This is a genomic window from Paenibacillus sp. FSL P4-0081, assembly GCF_000758565.1.
Lineage (GTDB): Bacteria > Bacillota > Bacilli > Paenibacillales > Paenibacillaceae > Paenibacillus_AQ > Paenibacillus_AQ phytohabitans.
In genome coordinates this window covers 3,139,483-3,163,817 of the sequence record NZ_CP009280.1, presented here as the reverse complement: position 1 = coordinate 3,163,817, position 24,335 = coordinate 3,139,483, and the positions used below count along the sequence as shown (strand labels likewise).

At 51.5% G+C, this 24,335-nt stretch carries 18 protein-coding genes; 7 read left to right on the top strand and 11 right to left on the bottom strand.

Going from position 1 to position 24,335, the window contains the following annotated elements; translation table 11 throughout:
* Positions 1-368: 368 nt before the first annotated feature.
* The 7 genes from P40081_RS13010 to P40081_RS12980 all read right to left on the bottom strand — a co-directional run bounded on the left by P40081_RS13010 (position 369) and on the right by P40081_RS12980 (position 9,386).
* Complete coding sequence (locus P40081_RS13010) at positions 369-1,448, bottom strand: endo-1,4-beta-xylanase (protein WP_231575346.1); 1,080 nt, start codon at positions 1,446-1,448, stop codon at positions 369-371.
* A gap of 23 nt (positions 1,449-1,471) precedes the next feature.
* A complete protein-coding gene (locus P40081_RS13005) occupies positions 1,472-3,379 on the bottom strand; it encodes a carbohydrate-binding protein (RefSeq protein ID WP_042135948.1) in 1,908 nt (635 codons plus the stop codon).
* 241 nt (positions 3,380-3,620) lie between these two features.
* Positions 3,621-4,661: an ABC transporter substrate-binding protein gene (locus P40081_RS13000; RefSeq protein WP_231575345.1), complete on the bottom strand. Its 1,041-nt coding sequence runs from the start codon at positions 4,659-4,661 to the stop codon at positions 3,621-3,623.
* Positions 4,662-4,749: 88 nt separating this feature from the next.
* A complete protein-coding gene (gene yjfF, locus P40081_RS12995; RefSeq protein WP_042135946.1) occupies positions 4,750-5,718 on the bottom strand; it encodes a galactofuranose ABC transporter, permease protein YjfF in 969 nt (322 codons plus the stop codon).
* Positions 5,708-6,748: an ABC transporter permease gene (locus tag P40081_RS12990; RefSeq protein WP_042135944.1), complete on the bottom strand. Its 1,041-nt coding sequence runs from the start codon at positions 6,746-6,748 to the stop codon at positions 5,708-5,710. Before P40081_RS12990 ends, yjfF begins: the two co-directional genes overlap by 11 nt.
* A 7-nt stretch (positions 6,749-6,755) precedes the next feature.
* On the bottom strand, positions 6,756-8,267 hold the full coding sequence (locus tag P40081_RS12985) for a sugar ABC transporter ATP-binding protein (protein ID WP_042135942.1): 1,512 nt from the start codon (positions 8,265-8,267) through the stop codon (positions 6,756-6,758).
* Positions 8,268-8,348: 81 nt separating this feature from the next.
* Positions 8,349-9,386 carry an ABC transporter substrate-binding protein gene (locus P40081_RS12980; RefSeq protein WP_042135941.1) on the bottom strand — a complete coding sequence of 346 codons (1,038 nt, stop codon included), beginning with the start codon at positions 9,384-9,386 and terminating at the stop codon, positions 8,349-8,351.
* A 265-nt stretch (positions 9,387-9,651) separates the two neighbouring features.
* Here P40081_RS12980 and P40081_RS12975 point away from each other — a divergent pair, with 265 nt between their 5' ends.
* The 3 genes from P40081_RS12975 to P40081_RS12965 are packed head-to-tail and all read left to right on the top strand — an operon-like array spanning position 9,652 to position 14,020.
* Positions 9,652-11,460: a cache domain-containing sensor histidine kinase gene (locus tag P40081_RS12975; RefSeq protein WP_231575344.1), complete on the top strand. Its 1,809-nt coding sequence runs from the start codon at positions 9,652-9,654 to the stop codon at positions 11,458-11,460.
* Positions 11,457-13,052, top strand: coding sequence for a response regulator transcription factor (locus tag P40081_RS12970; RefSeq protein ID WP_042135939.1), 1,596 nt, complete (start codon positions 11,457-11,459; stop codon positions 13,050-13,052). The genes P40081_RS12975 and P40081_RS12970 overlap by 4 nt, the downstream gene beginning before the upstream one ends.
* The gene (locus P40081_RS12965; RefSeq protein ID WP_231575343.1) at positions 13,052-14,020 is read left to right on the top strand and encodes a sugar ABC transporter substrate-binding protein; all 969 of its coding nucleotides are present in this window, start codon (positions 13,052-13,054) and stop codon (positions 14,018-14,020) included. Before P40081_RS12970 ends, P40081_RS12965 begins: the two co-directional genes overlap by 1 nt.
* A 49-nt stretch (positions 14,021-14,069) precedes the next feature.
* Here the strand turns inward: P40081_RS12965 and P40081_RS12960 are convergent, their stop codons facing one another.
* Complete coding sequence (locus P40081_RS12960) at positions 14,070-15,746, bottom strand: glucuronoarabinoxylan endo-1,4-beta-xylanase XynC (RefSeq protein ID WP_042135937.1); 1,677 nt, start codon at positions 15,744-15,746, stop codon at positions 14,070-14,072.
* Between the two features lie 234 nt (positions 15,747-15,980).
* Between P40081_RS12960 and P40081_RS12955 the strand changes: the two genes are divergently transcribed.
* A complete protein-coding gene (locus tag P40081_RS12955) occupies positions 15,981-16,847 on the top strand; it encodes an AraC family transcriptional regulator (RefSeq protein ID WP_042135935.1) in 867 nt (288 codons plus the stop codon).
* A 37-nt stretch (positions 16,848-16,884) separates the two neighbouring features.
* Here P40081_RS12955 and P40081_RS12950 read toward each other — a convergent pair whose 3' ends face one another.
* The 3 genes from P40081_RS12950 to P40081_RS12940 all read right to left on the bottom strand — a co-directional run bounded on the left by P40081_RS12950 (position 16,885) and on the right by P40081_RS12940 (position 19,463).
* Complete coding sequence (locus P40081_RS12950) at positions 16,885-18,003, bottom strand: GNAT family N-acetyltransferase (protein WP_042135933.1); 1,119 nt, start codon at positions 18,001-18,003, stop codon at positions 16,885-16,887.
* Between the two features lie 79 nt (positions 18,004-18,082).
* A complete protein-coding gene (locus P40081_RS12945; protein WP_042135931.1) occupies positions 18,083-18,280 on the bottom strand; it encodes a hypothetical protein in 198 nt (65 codons plus the stop codon).
* A 19-nt stretch (positions 18,281-18,299) separates the two neighbouring features.
* Positions 18,300-19,463, bottom strand: a complete 1,164-nt coding sequence (locus P40081_RS12940) for a glycoside hydrolase family 27 protein (RefSeq protein WP_042135929.1) — start codon at positions 19,461-19,463, stop codon at positions 18,300-18,302.
* 674 nt (positions 19,464-20,137) lie between these two features.
* Between P40081_RS12940 and P40081_RS12935 the strand changes: the two genes are divergently transcribed.
* The 3 genes from P40081_RS12935 to P40081_RS12925 are packed head-to-tail and all read left to right on the top strand — an operon-like array spanning position 20,138 to position 23,848.
* Entirely contained in the window at positions 20,138-21,052 is a 915-nt protein-coding gene (locus P40081_RS12935; protein WP_042135926.1) for an ABC transporter permease subunit, read from the top strand.
* Positions 21,049-22,011, top strand: coding sequence for a carbohydrate ABC transporter permease (locus P40081_RS12930; RefSeq protein WP_144026091.1), 963 nt, complete (start codon positions 21,049-21,051; stop codon positions 22,009-22,011). Before P40081_RS12935 ends, P40081_RS12930 begins: the two co-directional genes overlap by 4 nt.
* 46 nt (positions 22,012-22,057) lie before the next feature.
* Complete coding sequence (locus tag P40081_RS12925; RefSeq protein ID WP_052421804.1) at positions 22,058-23,848, top strand: type 2 periplasmic-binding domain-containing protein; 1,791 nt, start codon at positions 22,058-22,060, stop codon at positions 23,846-23,848.
* Positions 23,849-24,335 lie beyond the last annotated feature (487 nt).

Here is a 24,335-nt window from a genome sequence, read left to right as displayed (position 1 = left end):
CGGTTTTTCGCTTACATTCCGCTCGCACGCCTCTGCACTCCCCAATGTGTTCGGTTTTTCGCTTACATTCCGCCCACACGCCTCTGCACTGCCCAATGTGTTCGGTTTTTCGCTTACATTCCGCTCGCACGCCTCTGCACTCCCCAATGTGTTCGGTTTTTCGCTTACATTCCGCCCACACGCCTCCGCACTGCCCAATGTGTCGGTTTTTCGCTTACATTCGGCCCTCGCGCCTCCGTACTGCCCATCTCACAAAAAGGCTGCTCCCGGCGCGTCTTACCGCGCATGGGGAGCAGCCATATTCACGCATCAGAAACAGCCTTGTTCACACTTTGGCAACAGCCCTTATGCTGAAGGCCTGCTTCAGCTTACTCAGCCGGAACGGGTTCCAGCACTGGTTGGAGATCCAGTTGAAGCTCTGGCTCGACCACACTGTCCGGCTGGATCACACTATCCGTGATATCCTGACTGTCGGTGGTTTCCATAAGGGCTGAAGAGCTGCCCAGGTATTGCTTCAGCCATTTCATCGCAGGGCGCTCCGTGCCATTAGAATTCACCAGATGGGTATTCGGTTCCCAGGTCTGATTCTGGATGTAGCCCCAGAGGGTCACGCCTTTCACCGCAGGATTCTCCCACAGCACAGGGAACTTCTCCTTATATCTGGCCAGCTGTGTATTGTCGTCACCGGTCATATCCAGCTCGGAGACGTAGATAGGCAGGCCTGTTGCGGACAGTTTACCAAGCACAGTATTCATGGTAGAGACACTAACTGTATTCATATTGAAATGATGGCACTGAATGCCGATGCCGTCGATCAGACCTCTGGACTTCAAGTGGTTGATAATCGTCACATATTTATCGGTCAAGCTTGGATCACCAATAATGCCATATTCATTGATGAGCAGCTTGGCGTTCGGGAACGCGGCTCTGGCCTGCTGGAAGGACCAGATCACCCAATCCCAGCCAGTACTTCCGTCGCCGCCGATGGCGTTGCGGTAAGAGGGCTTGGCATGCAGCGGTTCATTGACGACATCCACGAAGGCCGACTTGGGATAACGCTGTCCCGCTGCGGTAATCCATGCGCTGACCTCCGACTTCTGTTCTGCCGCCGACAGGCCGGCAACCCATGCAGGCTCTTGGCTTCCCCAGACCAGTGTATGGAACTTGAAGGGGAGGTTTCTGCTTACCGCATAATTATAGGAAGTATCCGCACCGCCCCAGTTCATATTATTGCGGTTGCCTTCAACCGCTCCCCATTTAGTTGCATTCTCAGGCGTCACCTGATTCCAATAGGTGGCGAAGCTCGCAGGAGCACTGCCTGCAATGATATTCCCCAGGAACTTCGGCCCATTGGTAAGCGCAGCACTGGCGTTCCCCGAAATGACGGATGAGAGTAATATGCCGGCTAAAGCCAGCCCGCCTACAAGCTTTTTAATATTGTTCTTCAATTTGAATCCATCTCCTTTGGCGATTATAAGCTCCATTCAATATAATCCACAGAAGCATCCCAGGCTCCATTGTCCGTAGTTACGATCAGCTTAACCTCCTGATTTCCGGTGCCGTGGGCCACATTGGACAAGGTCTGCACGGTAGGTGTGGTTCCGCTGAAGTAGAAGGAGCCAACGGTCACCCCGCCAATTTGCAAATCGACCCTGACTGCGGCGGAGCTGCTGGAAGCCCCACGGACTGAGATATTATGGGTACCATAGGCAAAATATTGATTGAACGCAGCATCATCATCATTCCCGTACAACGTTACCCCGCTGAACGGAGAAGTGATCTTGCCCGCATAAGTGCCGCTGAGCGTCATATCCTCTGCTTCCACTTTGCTTCCGGTTCCGGGAGCAGTGGTGCCCGTGGAGAACTGCCAGTAATCCAGATTAAACAGATTGCCCGAGCCTGATCCGGTGAATACCAGGTAGAGTCTGTGAACACCTGTCACATTGCTGACAGGGGTCTCAACCTCTTTCCAGGTCTGCGCGCCTCCGGTAGACGGTACATCAAGCGTGCCTGCGAGTGTGCCTGTTGCGCTATCCAGCCGGATTTCAATTTTGCCGCCTGTGGCGGAGGCCACATTAGCCTTGAAGCTGCTTGCCCCGGAACCGAAATCCGCGTTGCCTACGGCAATCCAGTCCCCATTGTTAATGCTGGTCACATTCATATTGCTTACAGGGCCGCCTGCAGCCTGAGTAGCTTCAGTAGCTATGCCTGCATTCCAGCCGATGGTTTCGGCTTCCACTCTGGTGAACGGATTCAGATTGGCAATCTGGGCAATGCCCGCCATGTCTCCCTGAACCTCCTGAATGTTCCCGTTCGCATTATGGACAAGCTTGTTGATATGCGGAGAGCGGTAGCCTTTGCCATCGCCGAGTACAGCCTTCGCTACGGTCTGGGCATGGTACACTACATACCATTGGTTGTTGAAGTTAAATACCGCATGGTGGTTGTTGCCGCCTACTCCGAAGAAGGTGTACGGATTCTTCAGGAAATGTCCGGTATACGTAAAAGGCCCCATCGGGCTGTTGCTCACCATGTACCCGATTTCACCGGCCGGATAGGCAGCCGGGTGTGTGCCGGAGAAATTGAAGCAGTACGAGTAATAATATTTGCCGCCATACTTATGAATGCCCGAATCCTCGAACATATAAGGGGCATCAATAGTGGATGCGCTTCCAACAATACTCGTCATATCCGCACCCAGCTTCAGCACACGGGCTGTCCGGGGATTGGCTATGGATGCCGGGTCCGAAGTGTTGGGGATCCCCCCGCCTGCATACAGGTATCCGCTGCCGTCATCGTCCACCAGGACAGCCGGATCAAACAGCCAGGTCACCCCGGACATGCCGGGTGTAGCCCCTGTCACCAGCGCTTTGCCCAGCGGGTCCGACCAGGGGCCAATCGGAGAATTCGCCGTTAACACGCCGATGCCTGATGCACCGTTTGCAAAATACAGGAAAAATTTATCCTGGCCGTTAATTTTTTTCACCGCCGCCGAAGGCGCCCAGGAGAGAGAGGCCCATTTGGCAATGCCGGCGCTGCCGTTGACATTATTGGCTCCGGCCACCGGGATGGCGCCGTGATCTGTCCAGTTCACCATATCCGCCGAGGAGATGACATTGATTTTGTTCAGGGCGCTGAAATCATTGTCCTTCACGGTTCCGTTGCTGTTATAGACGTAAGCATCACTGGACATATAGACATAGACTCTTCCGTTATACGTCAGTGCGAAAGGATCGGCACCCAGCTTGTGATCCATCAGGGGATTGGAATTCCCCGGCTGCTTGGCCGTGGCATTGTTTGCAGCAGACACAGACATCAAGGGCAGACCGTTCAGGAATAACACAAGGGTTACTGCAATGACCAAGAGCTTTTTAAACATCGGCATACCTCCATTAAGATTAATTGGTAATCCCTTTCAATCGGCTGCCGCACAAATAACGGTCGCCCGGCTGCCCCTCCCTTCTAGCATTCTTTGGACAAATCTACTAATATTTGTTATCTGAGATCATCTTAATATAGATTCCGGCTTGGAACAATGTAGTTTTTTGTTTGAAAAGTTGAATTTTTTTGGCGTTTTATCTGCAAAAAAAAAGCCGGAGCAAAAGCGCTAGGCTGCTTCTTCAATATTTACGGTTATCTATCTCCCTACCAGCCAGTTCTTGCGTGTAAATGTCCTCCGGCGTTACCATTCGCTTGGGCAGCGTCCGGCCAGCCATAATCTCTTTGACTGCCTGCATCAGCAGGGGACCCAGCATCGGATTGCATTCGACAACAGCATTAATACTTCCCGCCGCCATCTGCTCAAATGCCCGCCGTGTGCCGTCCACTGAAACTATTATAATATCGCTTCCCGGTACAATACCGGCCTCCTTCATAGCCTCCACCGCACCAATAGCCATATCATCATTATGTGCAAAGAGCACCCGGGGCCACTGCTCCTTCGGCTGCTGCAAAAAAGTCCGCATTACCTCACGGCCGCCGCTTTGTGTGAAATCTGCCGGGGCAGTCATTGTAATCCGGAGGTCCTGCTTATCCCCGAGCATCTTCCGGAACCCGCGCCCACGGTCAATCGACGGTGTCGAGCCTACGGTACCCTGCAATTCTGCGATATGGATGGCTTCGCTATGATGGCGCATCTTATCAATCACATATTTGGCTGCCTTTACCCCTTCTTCATAAAAGTCAGAACCGATAAAAGTGACATAGAGCGAGCTGTTCTCCACGTTGACTGAACGGTCCACAATAATAACCGGAATCCCTGCCTGCCTGATTTCCAGAAGAATCGGTTCCCAGCCGGTCTGAACCACAGGAGCAATCGCTATGACATCAACATCGCTCCGGATAAAGGCACGAATGGCATCGAACTGCTGCTGCTGATCCTGTTCGGCGTTCTTCAGGATGAGGGTAATCCCCGCCTCCCCGGCGGCTTCCCGGATCGAAGCGGTATTGGCCTCCCGCCAGGTATTCTCCGACCCAAGCTGGGAGAAGCCCAGCACAATCGGCTTGGCCATGGCTCTATCTGCCGGCGGCAGCAAGCCGGGATTCACTGCAGGAGAATGATGAGGCATCATCAATGCCTGCGTATTGTTGCCTCCGCTGCCTGAGCAGCCGCCCAGCAGCAGTAACAGCAGCAGAACCAGGCACCCCTTGGCCGTTCTCAACAGGACCCCTCCTTCATATGATAGCGATTACAATTATATAGCAAAAACATGGGGAGACAAGAATTATTTGTCTCCCCATCCAATCTTCTTATTCTTTAAGAGTCAACCGCCTTGAGCTTAACACCCGCTGCAGGAGGATAAAAATGAACAGCAGCAGGCCAATAACAATTTTGGTCCACCAAGAGCTGAGTGTGCCCTCGAAGCTGATAATGGTCTGAATCACACCTTGGATGAGTACACCGAAGAAGGTGCCCAGCACATAACCTACACCGCCGGTCAGCAGTGTTCCGCCAATGACGACAGCCGCGATGGTATCCAGCTCAAAGCCTACGGCATGAAGCCCATAACCCGACAGCATATAAAAGGTGAAGACCACTCCTGCAAGTGCCGAGCACAATCCGCTGAGCGTATAGACAAGCACCTTGGTTCTTGCCACCGGAAGCCCCATCAGCAGAGCCGATTGCTCATTGCCCCCAAGCGCATACACATTGCGGCCAAACCGGGTGTAATGGGCGGTGAAGATCGCCACAGCAACGGCAACAAGAGCAATAATGGCGCTGATCGAGAGAAAGCTGCCGCCCGGCAGCGGGATTCTCGTCTGGGCAATGGCGGTATAGAAGGAATTATCAATGGTAATGGTATCAATGCTGATTACATAACATAAACCCCGGGCCAGGAACATTCCCGCCAGCGTTACAATGAACGGCTGGATTGCAAAATAATGAATGATCGCTCCCATAATGCTGCCAAACAACGCACCCATCAGGAGCACCAGCGGAATAACAACAGCCGGCGGCCACCCCTGCTGCTGCACCAGGCTTGCGGAGACCATGGTCGACAAGGCAATGATAGAGCCGACCGAGAGATCAATGCCGCCTGACAGAATGACAAAGGACATGCCAACGGCCGTAATCAGCAGAAAGGCATTGTCGATAAGCAGATTCATCAGCACCTGCAGGGAGAAGAATCCGGTATACCGGAAGGAACCGGCGGCGAACATGACGAGGAACAGCGCGATGGTGACCACAATCGGAATAAACTTGCGGTTAAGAGACATGACGGGTCACTTCCTTCTCTGCGGGATAATGCCGCGGCTTCCAGCGGGCGGCAATAGCGGCCCGGAAGGTATCCGACTGGATCAGGCAGACCGCCAGCACGACCAAAGCTTTGACGACCAGTGTAATTTCCGGCGGGACGCCGATCATATAGATGGTTGTGGTCAGCGTCTGGATAATCAGCGCACCGATTACGGTACCTGTAAGATAAAAACGTCCGCCGTTCAACGACGTCCCCCCAATGACTACTGCCAGAATAGCGTCGAGCTCATACCAGAGTCCGGCGTTATTGCCGTCAGCGCTGGAAACATTCGAGCTGAGCAATAGTCCGGCAATGCCGGCACATAAACCGCAGAATACATACACCGACAGAATAACCCAGCGGGCGCGGATACCGGACATGGAGCTGGCCGCCGGATTGCAGCCCACCGATTCTATAAACAGGCCCAGCGCTGTCTTACGGGTAAGCAGCACGGCAATGACCAGAACCAGGGCTACGACAAATATTGAAAATGGCAGCGCAGCAAGTGAGCCGGACCCGATATAGGCATATTTCGTGCTGGTTACCGTAATAATCTGTCCGCCTGTAACCAGTTGGGCGATCCCCCGCCCTGCAACCATCAGAATCAGCGTGGCTATAATCGGCTGAATTCCGGCCCCGGAGACGAGCAGACCGTTCCATGCGCCAAGCATCAGCGACAAACCTGCTGCCAGCAGCACCGAGGTTAGAATCAGACCCAAGGCATTCGGGTCTGAAGCTTGGCTGATGCTCAGGCAGGCAATGGCGCCGGATATAGCGACAATGGAGCCGACAGACAGGTCGATGCCCTTGGTTGCCACTACCAGTGTCATCCCAATGGCCACCAGAATAAGCGGTGCTCCGAAGTTAAGAATATCAATCAGGCTTCCGTATAAGTGTCCGTCATGGATTGTAATCGAGAAGAAGTCCTGCGAATAGCACAGGTTGAACAGCAGCAGTACAGCCAGAACGCACAGCGGCCAGAATAAATGATGTTTTACCAGTTGGCTCATGGTCGTGTCAGCCTCCCGCAATCGCCTGCATAATTTGCTGCTGGCTCATGTCCTTATCCGAAATTTCCTTCACTTTGCGGCGGTCGCGCAAGATAGCGATCCGGTCACTGACCCGCAGCACTTCCTCCAGCTCGGAGGAGATGAACAGGAATGACATGCCCTGCCGTGAGAGCGTCAGCACCAGCTTTTGAATTTCCGCCTTGGCTCCAATGTCGATGCCCCGTGTCGGCTCATCGAGAATGAACAGCTCAGGCTCCGTCAGCAGCCACCGTGCCAGGAGAACCTTCTGCTGATTTCCGCCGCTTAAATTCTTGATCAGCAGGTCGGGATTCGGAGGATTGATATTCAGCATGCGGATATATTCTCCAGCCATCTCCTCCTGCCGCCTGCGGGAGATGGTCTTGAACGTGCCGTACTTGGCCTGCAGCGCAAGGATAATATTCTCTCTTACCGTCAGATCGCCGATAATCCCCTCTGTCTTGCGGTTCTCGGAGCAGAAGGCGATCCGCCGTCCAATGGCCTCCCGCGGCGAATGTACCCCACCTCCTGATTCCGCCAGCTTCAATTGCCCGGAATCCGGTTTGTCGGCACCGAAGAACAGCCGGGCTGCCTCAGTCCGCCCTGAACCGAGAAGTCCTGCCAGCCCTACTACCTCACCCTTGCGGATCGACAGATCGAACGGCTCAATCCCGCCTTTGCGGCCCAGCCCTTCAGCCCTGATCAGCTCATCACCCAGGGCATCCTTGTATTCTGCTGCCAGACCCGGCAGCTCTTCCAGCAAATTAAGATCCTTGCCGATCATTTTTAAGACCAGATCCAGCCGGCTTAGCTCCTTAACCCTATATTCACCGACAAGTTCACCACCCCGCAGGATGGTTACCCGGTCGCAGATTTCGTACATCTGATCCAAAAAATGCGTGACAAACAATATCGACAAACCATCCTTTTGCAGCTTCCTCATAATGCGGAACAGCTGCTCCACTTCATTCTGATCCAGACTTGAGGTCGGTTCGTCCAGAATCAGTACCTTGGCTGAAATATTCAGCGCTCTGGCGATTGCGATCAGCTGCTGAACCGCTACGGAATACATATGCAGCGGAAGGGTAACGTCGATCTGCAGATTCATCCGTTCCCGGAGCAGCTCCGCAGCGCGCAGATTCATTTCCTTCCATAGAATGCATCCGAATCTCCGCGGCTCTCTGCCAATGAAGATGTTCTCGGCAACGGTCAGATTGGGGCACAGATTGACTTCCTGATATACTGTGCTGATTCCCGCAGCCTGCGATTCCTGCGGGCTGTGCAGGGAAATGGGCGCACCCTCCATTTCTACGCCGCCTTCATCAATGGAATAGACGCCGGTCAATACTTTGATCAGCGTTGACTTGCCGGCACCATTCTCCCCCATCAAGGCATGAACCTCACCAGGGAACAGGCGGAGGTTCACATTAGTCAATGCTTTTACACCCGGAAACCGTTTATGAATCCCGGTCATTTGCAGTATGGGCAGCTGCGTGCTCATGGTTGCATCCACTCCTCATTCTCCATAGAAACGCCAAGCGGTTGTCCTGCAGCCTTAGCCGCGTTCTATTAGGCTTGCTGATTAATATTCCCGGCCAGACAGCGCTTCCTTGGCCTGCTCGGAAGTGAAGGTCGATTCCTCAGTCACAATCCGGGCCTCAACCGCCTGGCCGTCAACTACCTTCTGCACCACCTGCATCAGCTGCGGTCCAAGCAGCGGATTACATTCAACGATGAAATTGATTTTACCTTCGCTGGCTGCCTGCATTCCGTCCTTCACCGCATCGACAGAGATAATCTTAATATCCTCGCCCGGCTTCAGCCCTGCCGCCTCTATCGCCTGAATCGCCCCGAGTGCCATATCATCATTATGGGCGTACAGCGCATCAATATCCTTATTGGCCTTCAGGAACGCCTGCATAACTTCCTTACCTTTGGCCCGGGTGAAATCGCCGGTCTGAGAGGCAATGACCTTGAGATGCGGATTGCTCTTGATGACTTCGGCAAACCCTGCCATACGGTCATTGGCTGGAGCAGAGCCTGTTGTTCCCTGCAGCTCCACAATATTAACGTCCTCTGAAGCGTCTTTATACTGCTCAGACAGCCACTCACCCGCCTTGCGGCCTTCTTCCACGAAATCGGAGCCGAGGAAAGTAACGTATAGCGAGGTGTCTTTGGAATCTACCGCACGATCGGTCAGAACCACCGGAATTCCTGCAGCCTTTGCCTCTTTAAGTACAGTATCCCAACCGGATTCCACGACCGGGGAGAAGGCAATCACATCCACCTTTTGCTGGATAAAGGAACGGATGGCCTTGATCTGATTCTCCTGCTTCTGCTGCGCATCCGAGAATTTCAGCGTATAGCCTGCTTCCTTGGCTGAATCCTGAATGGACTTCGTATTGGCGCTTCGCCAGCCGCTCTCTGCACCCACCTGCGAGAAACCGAGCGTAATGTCCTTGGCCTCCGTCTTGGTTCCGCCATTCGCCGCCGGTGCTTCCGTTGCCGCATTTCCGGTATTCGCCGCTTTGTCCCCCCCATTATTGTTGCCGCATGCTCCAAGCATGACCATAGATAAGGTTAGTGCAAGTACTGCTCCCATTTTCCCTAATCTCTTCATACGTATATATTCCTCCCCTCGGCATTCACCAGGTTCTGGTGTTCTGCCCATTATAAACCGCTTACAAAAGTCCGTTATACGGGCAGCCTTTGGCGTTTGCTTTCTATTTTTGGCATTGTTCTGCCCACGGGAGGATTTTGTGTATTTTTTTATTTAAAAGGTGTGAATTTTGATTGCGCTTTCTTTTCGGGTATCGGCATTCCAGAATTTGTTATAAACTATATATTGAAGCCAAATCTACTCTACTTGCGAAAGGGAACTTCCGATGATGCGGATCACACACTGGATCTCCTCCAGTCTGAGGGCCAAACTGCTGGCTTTGTTTATTGTGCTGTCCACGATACCGCTGATCGCTGTCGGCCTCATTTCTTACCAGAAATCCTATACTTCCATTTCCAGTCACAGCAAGGCTTCAAGTATGCTTCAGGCTGACATGCTGGGAACGAATATCGATAATCTGTTCAAAGATACCGAGCGGCTGCTGGAGCTCAGCAATAACCCCCAGGTCATCCATTTTCTTTTCTCACAATCTGAAACCTATCAAGAGGCCAAGGCAATTCTGCAGACCTTCACACTCTACCGGGACACCTACAAATATGAGGATGTACTCAATATCAGCCTGATTAATCTGTACGGCAAGGGGATCAGCGAGCGGAGGGGCATTTTTCAATCCAATATTAATCCGCTGCGCAATCCGCATTTCCAGACACTGTCCCAGAACCCCGAGCTCATTCTCCGGATTCCTCCGCCCCTGATTTCCGGTTATGACCGGGTTGATGGCTTCACCTATAGGGATCAGGGCGTCATATCGATCATGACAGCCGTCAAGCAGCGGATCACGCATGAGGTGATCGGATTCATCATTGTGGATCTGAACGATTCCTTCATCAAGGAATTCTGCGACAAGATGACGATTGGTACAACAGGGTTCTTCTACCTGCTCGATCAGCAGAACAACCCCATCTATGTGCCGCCTGTTCAAGAAGCGGCTGTGGCCCTGGTTCAAGAAACGGGATTACCTGCCGGGCAAATAAGCGGGAGCGGGAGCTTTGTGCTTCAGACCGCCGGCCCGCCCTGGTTCATTGTCCATACCTCCTCCCTATCGACGGGCTGGAAGATTATCGGCATGGCCCCGCTGCAGGAGATCGTTGCCGAAGCCAACCGGATCAGGCAGCTGATTATAGTCAGCGTAGGCTTAAGCATCATTTTCGCGATAACGCTTAATTATTTGCTTACGCGGCGGCTGACCAGACCCATCCAGCTGCTGCAGCACAAGATGCGCCTGACGGCAAGCGGCTACCTGGAAGCCAAGGTCAAACCGGACGGCAATGATGAAATTGCCGATCTGGGACAAAGCTTCAACATTATGGTCGAGCAGATCAAAGCGCTGCTGGAGCAGAGCATCCGCAAGCAGCAGCAACTGCAAAAGGCGGAGCTGCGGACGCTACAGGCGCAGATCAATCCACATTTTTTATACAATACACTGGATTCCATTGTATGGATGGCTGAAGCGGGGAATAACGATGGGGTCATCCGGATCGTGAAAGCGCTATCCGGGTTCTTCCGGCTTAGCCTGAATAAAGGGCGTGACTGGGTACTGATCCGCTCTGAGCTTGCCCATGCCCAGAGCTACCTGATCATCCAGCAGATGCGTTACCGTGACATTCTGGAGTTCAAGATTGAAGTTGCGGAGGAGCTGCAGGAATATCCGATTCTGAATATGACGCTGCAGCCATTGATAGAGAACGCCCTCTATCACGGGATCAAAAATAAAAGAGGCAAAGGGCTGATCAGCATTAGCGGACATACAGACGCGAACTCCATCATGCTCACCGTAGCCGACAATGGAATTGGCATTCCCGGAGAACGGCTGGCGCAGCTCAGAGAATCTTTCGAGCATCCCATTCAATCGGAGGATCCGGACACCGCTCAGAACGGATTCGGTCTGCAGAATGTACATCAGCGGCTGCAGCTGTATTTCGGAGACGAGTATGGAATCCGCTTGGACAGTTCAGAAGGTTATGGCACACAAATTACCGTTCGCATACCCAAGAACAGGGGGACCCGAAGATGAAAAAGGTTATGCTGGTGGATGATGAGATCCTGATCCGTGAAAGTATACGGGAATCCGTAGATTGGGAGAAAGAAGGCTTTATCTTTTGCGGTGACGCCCCCGACGGTGAGCTTGCACTTCCGGTCATCGAAGAACAGCTCCCCGACATTCTCATTACCGACATCAAAATGCCTTTTATGAACGGGCTGGAGCTGAGCTCTGTCGTCCGGCAAAAGTTCCCAAAAATCAAAATCATAATTCTAAGCGGTCATGATGACTTCCAATACGCCAGGGCGGCGCTACGGCTTGGGGTTGAGGATTATTGTCTGAAGCCGTTCAGCTCTGCGGATCTGCTGCAGCTGCTCCATAGTGTCAGCTCCAGGATTGATGAAGAATTGCGGATGAAACAAAAACAAGCCTATACCCCCGAGAATCTGTTCGCCGATCTGTGCGGAGGACTGATCAGTACCGCTGCCGCCATCGAATCGGCGGAACAGCTAGAGCTGATGATTATGGCCCCTTACTATGCAACTGCCATATTTACGTTAAATCCATCGGATAGCGATGCAGGAACGGGTTCCCCAGGTGCGCCGCAGGATGCCGAAGAGCTGCTCGCAGGCCTGCTGAAGGAGCTGGCAGAAGGCTTCATTTATAAGCGCAGCCGCACTGAAACTGTCCTGATCTATAAAGGCAGTAATCCGGCCCAGATGAGCATCGCCCTGGAAGAGATCTGCGGGATTCTGAAGCAGAAGCTGAGAGCGGCTTGCGGCCTGGAGCTATCCGTCAGTCTGGGTGATGTCCGGGAACGGCTGCAGGGCATTCATCTCTCCTATCTGGAGGCCGAGGATGACCGGATGTTCAAGAAGATGTCCAGACTGAATTCAGCAGCGTTGCTTGATGCATATTTCGATCCATCCGCCAGCGGTATCCTGCTCGACCGGAACCGGCTGATCCAGTTTCTGAAGCTGGGTGACCACAAACAGGTTCCCGCATTTCTGCTGGAGCTCTCTGCGGAGCTCCAGCAGATGAATTGGCAATCCGTGTACGCCTATTACCTGATGAACGACATCACCCTGGAGCTGGTGCAGACGGCTAAGAAATGTTTTCGCGCGGCCCCAAATCCTGAGGAGCTCATTAAGGAATTCCAGACACAGCTGAAGCATATTTCCAATACAGATGAAGGTCTGCATTATTTGAACCGGCTATTGGAGCGGCTATGGGAATGGAGATCCGAGGGGGCAGATAAATATCGTGAGCTGATTGACAAAGTTAAGCATTATATCCGTGAGCATTATGACAAAGAACAGCTCTCCCTTAACGACATCTCCAGTCAGGTCAGGGTCAGTCCCAGCCATCTGAGCAAAACCTTCAGCCAGGCGACCGGACAGACGATCACTGAATTCCTGACGGCCACACGCATGGATAAAGCCAAAGAGCTGCTGAAGTCAACGGGACATAAAACGTTTGAGATTGCGTTTAGTGTAGGCTACAACGATCAGCATTACTTCTCCAATCTGTTCAAGAAAGTAACGGGGATGACGCCTATGGAATATCGCAAGCACGGAAATTCCGGGGACCAGCTTCAGCCCAGCCGTAAAGGAGCGGGGAATTAGTGACTTCTTCCAGAATGCGGATCCGGAATGTCTTTATCCTGCTGCTGGCAGCAGGCTTCATCCTTGGCGGCTGCTCCCGTTCCTCCGGAGCCACTAATATTCCTTCGGAGGAAGCCCTGGACTCTTCATCAAGTCGGAGCGGGGAGCCGCCGCTGACTTTCGGTATTATCTATCCCATGGTGAACGCCACCTATGAAATGATAACAGAGAAAGCAGAAGCTGTGGCAAAAAAGCATAATGTAGAGCTGCTGGTTCAAGCGCCTGACGAAGCCAATCTGGAGCAGCAGATCCGGATTATGGAGACGATGATCAAGCGGGGTGTAGACGGAATCGCCATTGCCCCGGCGGATTCCCTGGCGCTTACCAGCGTTATTAACAAAGCGGTATCCCGGGGGATTCCCGTGGTTTGTTTTGAGTCGGATTCGTCTGCCAGCAGCAGAGAAGCCTTCATCGGGGCTGATAATAGAGCAACCGGCGCTACTATTGGACAGACTGTGGAACGCCTGCTTGGCGGAAAAGGGATGATTCTGGTCGAGTCTGGAATGTCCCGCATGCGGGGCACTCAAGAACGGCTGCGCGGATTGCAGGATTATTTGGCGGAGCATACCGAGATAGATGTACTGGAAATCCGTCATAATGACGGCAGTGAGGACAACGCAGCGTTGCAGCTGGAGCAAATGATCTCGGCCCATCCCCATTTCAGCGCTCTGGTCAGTCTGGATTTCGTGTCCAGCTCAAGCTCTGTCCTGGTCTGGAAAGCCAAAGGCCTGACGCGCTATAATATCGCTCTGGGCCTCACGCCTTCGTTGAAGCAGGCGATGGACAACGGGCAGATTACGCGGGTGATCTCACAGAATGAGCAGAATTGGGGAGAGGATATTATCAACACTCTGCTGCTAAGGGCCAAAGGCATAGCTGTAGCCAAATGGATCAATACGGAAATTACAATCATTGGTGAACAGCCTTAGCCCTCCAAAAAGCGGAGGGCCCGGGGTTCCATATTGACACTGCATCACCCTACTGGGCAGATACATTGATACTGTCTACATTCGGTCCTTCCGTACCGGTAGTCACCACTTTTACCGTATTGGTCCCGGCATTCATGGCTGCCTGAACCGTCTTCTCTGCCCAGGTTGACCAGCTCCCCGTTGCTGCAAAGGCGGTATTGCTGATGACCTTGGTGCCATTCACATATACATCCAGATTTCTTGTACCTGACTCCAGCGCATAGCGGAATTTCACATTCTTGGTCCCTGCAACCGCACAGTACACGCTGTTCCATTGAATTGCGGCATCGGTTGCGGCATTAAAATTGACGTAGCCGCTGCCGGTGTAGCCTGCATTGATCGTTTCTGCTGCAGCAGCCGTCAATGCTGTGTCTGTCTCGGCCTCATAGGTGGTGCCCGTTCCGGTGCCACTTCCGCTGCCAAGTGCAGCTACAAAGGTTGTCACACTTTGGGCTGGAAGCTGGGCCGTGAAGGAACCGTTCGACACATTAATGGATGTCCCGGCGGCTACCTTACGGCCGGCATCTGTGATCCAGGCGGATACGCTCGCTGCCGTGCCATTCTGCAGGACAAAGCTCTGGCTTGCAGCCGAAGTGCCTTTGTTAATGGCCACAATGACCACCTTGTTATCCCCTTTGTAGGCCGAGGTGTAGATGTTTGTATTGGGATTTTTGGTGGCGTCTACCCTTACATATCCGGGCCGGATGAATTTGGAGAATTGTGCCATGCTGTCTCCGCGCTTGCTGATCGTGCCATCCTCATTCATCGGACCGTATTGACGGCGGATGTACCACCACACATAGGCCTGGAAATCCGCCTCTGTCATCGCGTTGTGCATATGATAGGCTACTTCCAGTGCTTCCGGCCAAAGATTGGCCGAGTTATTATTGCTGTTGGGGTAGTAGACTTCTGTCATCCACAGCTCTTTCCCTGTCCCCTTCTGTTTGAAAAGAGGATAAGCAAAGTTGTTAAACGAAGTTCCATACGTATGCGCGCCTAGAATATCCATATTGGCAAGCGCCTGTGAATCATTAAGAATAGGGTCGGACATATTCTTCAGGTAAGAGAATGACTCAGGAGCTATAACCCTGCAGTTGATAGATCCGGCATTATTTTTCATAAAAGTAAGCATTTCTGCGGGAGTCCACCAGGTCCAGGTATGGGCATAATCCGGTTCATTCTGAACCGAAATCGCATACAGCTCCACGCCGTTATTCTTCATGTACGTAACGAAATCGTTCAGATGCTGGGCATAGGCTGCGTACTTGTCGTATCTGAGGCGTTTGGCCGATGTATCGCCATCGTGGTTGAAGGTCTCTGTCATATCGCTTGGGGGATTCCAGGGTGAAGCAAAAACAAGGGCTCCCTTTGCAATAGCTGCCTTCGCCGTATCTAATTCCTTGTACCAGTTATTCTTATTGTCATCCACATAGATTCTCAGAATAGAGAATCCCAGCTGGTTCGCACCATTGCCGAAGGCCGTTTCTCTTTGCGCTGCGGTCAGATCGCCTATCCAGGCAGGGAAGTTGATGCCTCCGAAGCCGCGGATCACCTGTTTCTCGGCTGACAAATTCACGTTCACATCGCTTGCTGCTGAAGCCTTGGGAGGTGCGGGTACCATCATAACAGACAGCACAGTTACACAGGCCAATAAGGTGCACAGTGATTTTTTTACCCTTGAAATCATTAATTCCATCTCCTCTTCGTGTAATCTCGGCCAAACCTTGTTCTTATCACCTCCAGTCCGGTCGAAGCGCAGCTGTACCACTCGTATGCTTGTCCAATTTTCTCACAATACTTGCAAACGCTTCCTTTAACTGTATTATATAAATTATTCGCTGTATAATCCTTGCATATTAACGATAATATATTGCGCGAATGCCTATTATTACATTAAATTACATTAAAGGGAATGTTAGCTATGGATCGGGACATACACTATATTTTCACCCCTATTCAGGAAGAATTGCTGTGCTTTCATAAAACAACAGATACCGAGCTCATTAACCCGGCCTTGCCTTATCACCGCCATGATGCTTACGAAATCTATTTATTTCTGAGAGGCAATGCTTATATGTATCTGGAGCAGTCCTGCTACAAACTGGTCCCCGGCGATTTAATCATTATCAGCCCCGGCGAAATGCACCGTTGTATCTGTATTGACAATCAAATGTATGAACGGATAGGGCTGAATATCAAGAAGTCAGCTTTGGAGAGACTTTCAAGCGGCCGCTCTAATCTGTTAGCCTGCATTGAATCCCATCCCTTGGGACAGAACAATCTTACCCGGCTCTCGCGGGAGCAGACGGTGTTGTACTGCCGCCTTGCAGACCAATTGATTACTTGCCTGGGCTCGGAGGCATACGGACAGGATCTGCTGGCAGAGTCCTATGCAACCCGCCTGCTTGTGTTCATCAACACCTTGTATCAGTCATCTACCTGCTCATCGAACAATCTTATGCCGGCGCTGGTTAGCCATACGATGACCTACATCAAGGAGCATCTGGCCGAAGCTATCTCCTCTGAGCAGCTGGAGCAGGAGTTTCATTACAGCAGCAAATATATAAGCCGGCTGTTCAGGGAGCATACCGGACTTACGGTACGCTCTTACATTATCGATCAGCGCATATCACTTGCCAAAAGCCACCTGTCTGCCGGCAACTCAGTCGCCGAAGCTTGTGAGCTTTCGGGCTTCAGCGATTATGCCAACTTCATCCGCAGTTTCACCAAGATTACCGGAATCTCGCCTGGAAGATACGCCAAAAAAAACGCAAGCCTCCAGGAGTAGAAGGCTTGCGTTGCTCTATTATAAGACATGGAATTATTCAGAATTTATCAATCTTGTACCAGAACAGCGGCAGCGGGAACCAGCCTGTAGGCGCATCCACTGCCATGTAACGGCTGTGTTGTGACAGCAGAAGCGTCTGAGCCTGCAGCCTGTCAAGGACCACAGCTCCCGGCCGGGCAGACCGCTCAACGCTCACGCCCTCTTCGTCCACCCGCGCCGTCACCGGCTGTCCGTCCATCACTGCGGAGAATTCCCCCGGGACCAGACCTGTAGTCTTGAGCTTCAGCGTCAGATAAGCCTTCAGGACATTGGCGAAATCCAGAATATGATACATATCCGAGTTCTCGGTCACAAAGTCTTCGGCAATACCGCCAAGAGCCTTATTCAGCGGAATCTCATATTCCGGCGCGTACGTCGTTATTCGCCCTGCTCTGCTATAGGCCATGTATGCCTTAAGCGTCCGCAGAATGTCGTCCGCCTTCTCCAGCGCGAATTCAGCTATATCATCGCCCGCTTCGTTGACAACCAGATAGCCCATCAGCTTACCCTGATCCAGAACGCCAAGTGCCTTTTGACAGAGTGTGCTGAAAATCAGCGGCAATTGCTCTAAGTTACGTTCAACATAAGCAAGCCGCGAGATGTTCAGGTTATGCGCAAATTCTGCTCCTCCTTCAATCTCAAACAGCGGACTGAAGGATATACCGGTGTCATCCACCTCTCTTAAGCCATGGCGCACATTGGCTTCTGCCACAGTATACTTGAACTTGACACCGCCAAGCGTGAAGCCGAAATACTCATATCTCTGCCGCTGCCCATATAATACAACCATATCGCATGTACCCCGCAGCTCTTCAATCCACAGATTCATAAGCGCTTTCATATGCCCTTCACCGCGCGCACGCGGATGGACCGATACGGTCCCCAGATAGCCGGTCCGCAACGTATCCTCACCTACCCGTAGAGACTCGGGGAACACAGCCACCAGTGCGCGCAGCCTGCCCTGCTCATCCTCAGCAACCTTATGCATGGCCGAAGAATCTACACTTTTGTCATAAGCCTTGGGCATCAGGATTTCAAAATCAAAGCGGAATGCCAGGTTGGCCAAATCTATGTATTCCTCGCGCTCATGCGGAGCTGCCGTTCTGTATTTAACCATTTGCCCCATCCACCCTTTCCCTTCCACTTTACACTCTCTCGCTATATAGATAAACATAAAGCAGCGGAGGTAACGCGTTTTAACGGAACAACACACATTTCCCCGACTCCCTGAAGTATTTGATCAGCCGCTCAATCGGCTCGCGCCCGCACTTCAGCTGCTCTCCAAGACAATCGATACACAGGAAATCCTGGGCATTGCGCGTGACCAGCTTCAGGTAAATCGCCACATCATCCGTCATCAGGGGAACACCGCATTGTCTGCATGTTCTATTCATGTTCACGCCCTTCTCTTCTCTACACCAATTTAGCCCGCACAATCAGACAATCATGGGCTGCAACGACCGGAGCATATCTTTCTCTGAATACGCCAAGCTCTTTATGCTCCCAGCAGTCATACAGGGACAGCGATTTGCCGGAGGCATACGGGATTCCGAAATCCCAGAATTGCAGCGACATCTCTCTCTGTCCATCGCTCAGGTTGAAGAAGCCGATCGCAAGGTCTCCGTCCGACAATACTTTGACCAGCATGAATACATCATCTGCATGGAACCATTGGGGTTCCGGCTTGATGCGGTAAGCCCCGCGGCTCTCCACATCCTGATTGATCGCGATCAGATCCGGGTTCAGCAGAATATTCCTGGTGGCCTCATTAGCTTTGCGGATATCGCTGCCAATCATCAGCGGAGAACCCAGCAGGCTCCATAGTGAGAAGTGGGTCTTGTACTCCACATCCGTGCAGCCTCCGATCTGGCTGCCGATGAAGTCGCTGTTGCTGCCTCCGTACATGCCGACTACCAGCATATCCAGATCGTTATGGCAGTAGGCGCCGGTGTAGGCGGCTTTATCCAGCTGCGACAGAGCCAGGGTCTTGATGGATTCCCAGCTGTCCTGGATATCTCCGGTAGAACGGTACATATGCGCGCCGGATTCACGAATCCACTGATAGACGTTGTCCTCGCCCCAGTTGCACGCGGAGAACAGAATGTCTCTTCCGCAGTTTTTAAGCGCCAAGCTCATCCGCTTGTACAGCAGCTCTCCCGACATATGTCTGGGCTTGAAGCAATAGTCATACTTAAGAAAATCCACGCCCCATTCGGCCAGCGATTCCGCATCCTGAAATTCATGCTCGAAGCTCCCCGGATACCCGGCGCAGGTATGTGTGCCTACACAAGAGTACATGCCGAACTTCAGTCCCTTGGAATGAATATAATCTGCAAGCGCCTTCATTCCGCTCGGGAATTTAACCGGATCGGCGACCAGCTTACCATCCTTGTCCCGTTCTTTCAGGCTCCAGCAGTCGTCAATGACAATGTAATCATATCCCGCATCCTTGTAGCCGTCTGCCACCAGAGTATCGGCGGCTTCCCGGATCAGTTGCTCGTTAATATCCCAAGTGAAGGTGTTCCATGAATTCCAGCCCATCGGAGGCGTCAAGCCGAGCTGTTGTTGTTTGTCCATAATTCGTATTCATCCTTTCGCATCATTCCAAATGTAGGTTCCAGAGAAAATGCTGTATTCTTTATGTATTTAATCACACACGAACCTTGTAATCTATAGCTTGACGTTGCTTTCATATCGACGAATGTTGCTTTTATTAAACGTGGAAATCAACGGATTGCAGAACAGGCTGACATGGAACGTAAGTGGAAATTGTACAACTAATTATATGATTTAACGCTACTGTCCGGCAGCAAGTGGAAAAACAGCACTTAATTATCCTGTTTATGCCATAAACCAGGATATCGGATTTATTAGTTGTACTTTTTCCACCTAATGATCTTAGATCGAATCATTCGAGAAAATTAAGTGTCCTTTTTCCACTTCTTTTGCGGAGAGGACATGCTCATGATCCCATCCGGATTTCACCTCATAATAGATCAATAAGTGGTGAGGATCGGTCATTGTTAGTAGGTAGATGATAATTTATTATAGATTTCATATATGAAAGCGTTATCAATATAGAAGGGTTAGGGGAAACAATAGGGGAAACAACGAACAGCGCACTCCTCGGGGCCGTTGAAATTGCTTTTGAAAAAGGGGGATGACAGGCAGACTTAGACTTCCAGGAATAGCAGTCCTGGAAAGCTTCAACGAGGCAATTATACAAAGAGAATACGAAGAGGAGTGAAACGATGCGCAGCCAGAGCATTAGAAGCAATTCTTTCCGGAAATTCCTTTACATTTCGCCCTTTATGGTTTTACTTGCTGTCTTTGCGTATTACCCGCTCTACGGATGGGTATATGCCTTCTTTGACTATACCCCGCCCATTCCGTTGTCCCAATCGCCGTTTGTCGGCTTGAAGTGGTTCCACTCTCTGGTTGAGAATCAGGTGAAGGTCGACCAGTTGCTCCAGGTCATCAAGAACACCTTCGGCATTAGCGGTCTGGGCATTCTCTTCTCCTGGCTCCCGATGATCTTCGCCATCTTCCTGACCGAGATCAAGGCTGTGCGTTTCCGCAAATTCATTCAGACCGTAACCACGCTGCCGAACTTTATCAGCTGGGTCCTCGTCTACTCCCTGGCCTTCTCCATGTTCTCCAGTGAAGGTATGGTCAACGGCTTCCTCCACATGACGGGGCTGTCCGATTCTCCGGTCCTTTTCCTTCAGAGCTCGGATCATGTCTGGCTTACCATGTGGTTCTGGGCTACCTGGAAGACACTCGGCTGGTCAGCGATCCTGTATATCGCCGCCATCATGGGTATTGACGAGTCGCTGTATGAAGCGGCTTATGTGGATGGTGCAACCCGGATGCAGGTGATCCGGCATGTCGTATTGCCAAGCATGATGCCGACCTACTTCGTGCTGCTGATGCTCCAGATTGCAAGCTTCCTGAACAATGGACTGGAGCAATATTTTGTCTTCCAAAATGCGTTTAACAAGGACAGTATACAGGTTCTCGATTTATATGTGTATAACCTCGCCATGGGCGGCGGCAGTTATTCCGTCTCCGTTGCCATCAGTATGCTGAAGAGCCTGATTAGTGTGGTGCTTCTCTTTTCGGTAAACGGACTGTCCAAATTGTTGAGAGGAGAGGGCATCGTATGAGTGACAGCCAGACGGGTCTTACGCCAAACAGCCGGGATATAGACATCTCCAAAACGGTCAAAATGCAGGTCAGCGCCACCGACAAAATCATTTCCACCGTCATCTATATCCTGTTCTCCCTCTTCGCCTTCATCTGTGTCTATCCGTTCTATTCGATCATTATCAATACCATCAGCGCGAACGATCTCAGTGCCAAGGGTGAGATTATCTTCTGGCCTAAGGGGATTCATTTCCAGAACTATGTCGATGTATTCAAAATACCGGGCCTCGGCAATGCCTTTGTCATTTCGCTGGCCAGAACGGTAATAGGTACCCTTCTCACTGTCGGCGCTTCTGCCTTCCTGGGATTCATGTTCGCGCAGGAGGATATGTGGGGCAAGAAATTCTGGTACCGCTTCACCATCATTACGATGTTCTTCAATGCCGGGATCATCCCGTGGTATCTGACCATGAGAACCCTGCATCTGACCGACAATTTCCTGGCGTATATTCTTCCGTCCGTGGTAGCTCCATTCTTCATTATCCTGGTCAAAACCTTTGTGGAAGCAACGCCCAAGGAGCTGCAGCAAGCGGCCAGCATTGACGGTGCCGGGATCTTCACGATTTTCTACAAAATCATTCTGCCGATCAGCAAGCCGATCCTTGCAACCGTTGCCATCTTCTCGGCAGTCAACCAATGGAACTCCTTCCAGGACACGCTGCTGCTGGTGACGGACAGCAAATTGTACAGCTTGCAGTTCATTCTGTATAACTACATCAATCAGGCAAGCTCCTTGTCCACTATGGTCAATCTGCAGAATGCCGGATCAACGGCGATGGCAACGCTGGCGACCAAGCAGACCTCTACCTCCATCCGCATGACGGTTACCATTATCGTAGTCGCACCTATTCTGCTGGTCTATCCGATCTTCCAGAGATTTTTTGTCAAAGGAATTATAATTGGTGCAGTCAAAGGTTAGTGCGCTTGCGCCATTATGATACATTAATCATTCGGGGGGGCTACACATGAGAACACACATTAAGCTGGGAAGAAAGTCCGCGCTGTTACTCGGGACGACCATTCTTCTGGTAACAACGGTACTAAGCGGTTGTAGTGGAAATTCCAACAATGCAGGACCTGCTGCCGGGACGGCCGAACCAGGGACACCTGCCCAGTCATCCGATTCGGGTACAGGCATTGATCACAGCAAACCTTTGACCCTTACGGTATTTAACAATGCGGCTAACTACCAGGGCGAGCAGACCGGGTGGTACGGTAAACTGCTGAAAGACAAGTTCAATATCACGCTGAACATTCTGGCTCCGCAGGTGGCCGGCGATCAGCTGTACAAGACCCGATCGGCATCCGGAGACCTCGGGGACCTTCTGATTATTGAGAACAGCCAGCTCGAGGAATTGATTCCGGCGGGGATGATTATGGATCTTACGGACTTGATCAAGAATACAGAGCATCTGTCCAAATATGTAGACAATCACTTCAAGCCGTTCAATGTTGCCTTCGAGAAGCAGAATCCGGACGGTAAAATCTATGCCCTGCCGGCCTTCACCGCCGATACTTCGCCAACCACCTTCTCGGAAGAGCTGCCATACTCCAGCCCGATTCTGCCTTGGGACTATTACAAGGGAATCGGCGCGCCGAAGCTGAATAATCTGAACGATCTGATGACCGCCCTGAAGGACATGCAGGCCAAATATCCGAAGACTCCGGATGGCAAGCCTATTGTTCCGATCACGCTGTGGAAGGACTGGGACGGCGGAAGCATGGAGAATGTCCGCTGGCTCAGCAACTGGTATGGCTACGAGCAGCCGAACGGGACTACAACCATTCAACTGAATGCCAAAGGCGATATCGTTCCGATCGTAGACGACAACAGTATGTATAAGAAGATTCTGCAATTCTACTATGACGCTAACAAGATGGGCCTTGTCGACCCGGACTCTCCTTCCCAGGACTGGAACAAGGTGTCCGAAAAGCTGACCAACAAACAGGTTCTTCTCCTGTGGTACTCCTGGCAGAGAGGCTTCTACAACACGATTGAAAGAGGCAACCAGGGCGACGGCAACGTTGCGGTTCCGATTGCGGACAGCCACCTGATCCAGAACAGTGATGCTTACTTCGGGAACGGAAGAGTCTTTGCCATCGGCTCCAAAGCGAAAGAACCGGAACGAATCATGGAACTGATGGACTGGATGTCTTCCCCTGAAGGTCTGCGCTATTACACCAACGGCTTCGAAGGCTTCAACTATGAAAAGACGCCTGACGGCAAATTCAAGCTGACCGAGGTAGGCCAAACGGCATTCCAGGAGAATACCCCTGTACCTGATGAGTACGGCGGCGGCGGTTATCAGGACGGCCAGAGTAAGGTGAACTCGATGATTATGAGTGATTTCGTAGTCGACCCGGAAACCAAGGAGTTCTACAACAGCACCTATTGGGCTTCCACCATTGAAGCCAACAAAACAGCGCTGACTACAGACTGGCAGAAAACCTATGACGCGATCACTCCGACCGAATACTATCAGAAGAACAATATGATCGATATTGTACCTAACATCAATACAAGTCTCGGCTCCGATTCTTCAGACGTCAAGAACAAACGCAGCCAGATTTCGGATTATGTGAAGAACACCTCCTGGAAAATGATCTTCGCCAAGGATCAGGGCGAATTCGATCAGCTCTGGACGAAGCTCAAGAGCGATGTCGAAGGTCTCGGCTGGAATGATGTCTTTGCTGTCGACAAAGAAAGAGCAGACAAAATTGTTAAAATGCGTGCCGATGCGATTGCGAATAAATAAGCGTTGACCGGCAAGGCCAGGTATAAAAGAAAAGGCAGCCCCGGAGCCATGTACATGGCTTGGGGCTGCCTTTATCGCGCTTAATTGAGTATATATAAGCTAACTTCTCCAGCCTACTGCCGCCCAATTCCGGCCAATTGAGCCCCTCGTCGGCCAACCCGCCTGCTCCTATCCAACCAATCGCCCTCGTCAGCAAACAAGTGGAAAAACGTATCTTAATTAAGCGGATTCCGGCGTTTGCAGGCAAGCAAGTGGAAAAAGAGCATCTAATTTTGCTGTATTCTCCATTTTAGGTGAATTGCAATGAATTAAGTGCAGTGCAGTCTTGTGCGATCGGTGGACGAAAGGTGAGTGATTAGAGGCTGATTAGTTGGCGTTCGTCGGACGTTGGGTGTTTTTTTAGTGGGCGATTGATGGGCAAACGGTGGATAATCAATGCTTAATCAGTACTCAATCAGTACTCAATCAGTACTCAATCAGCACTTAA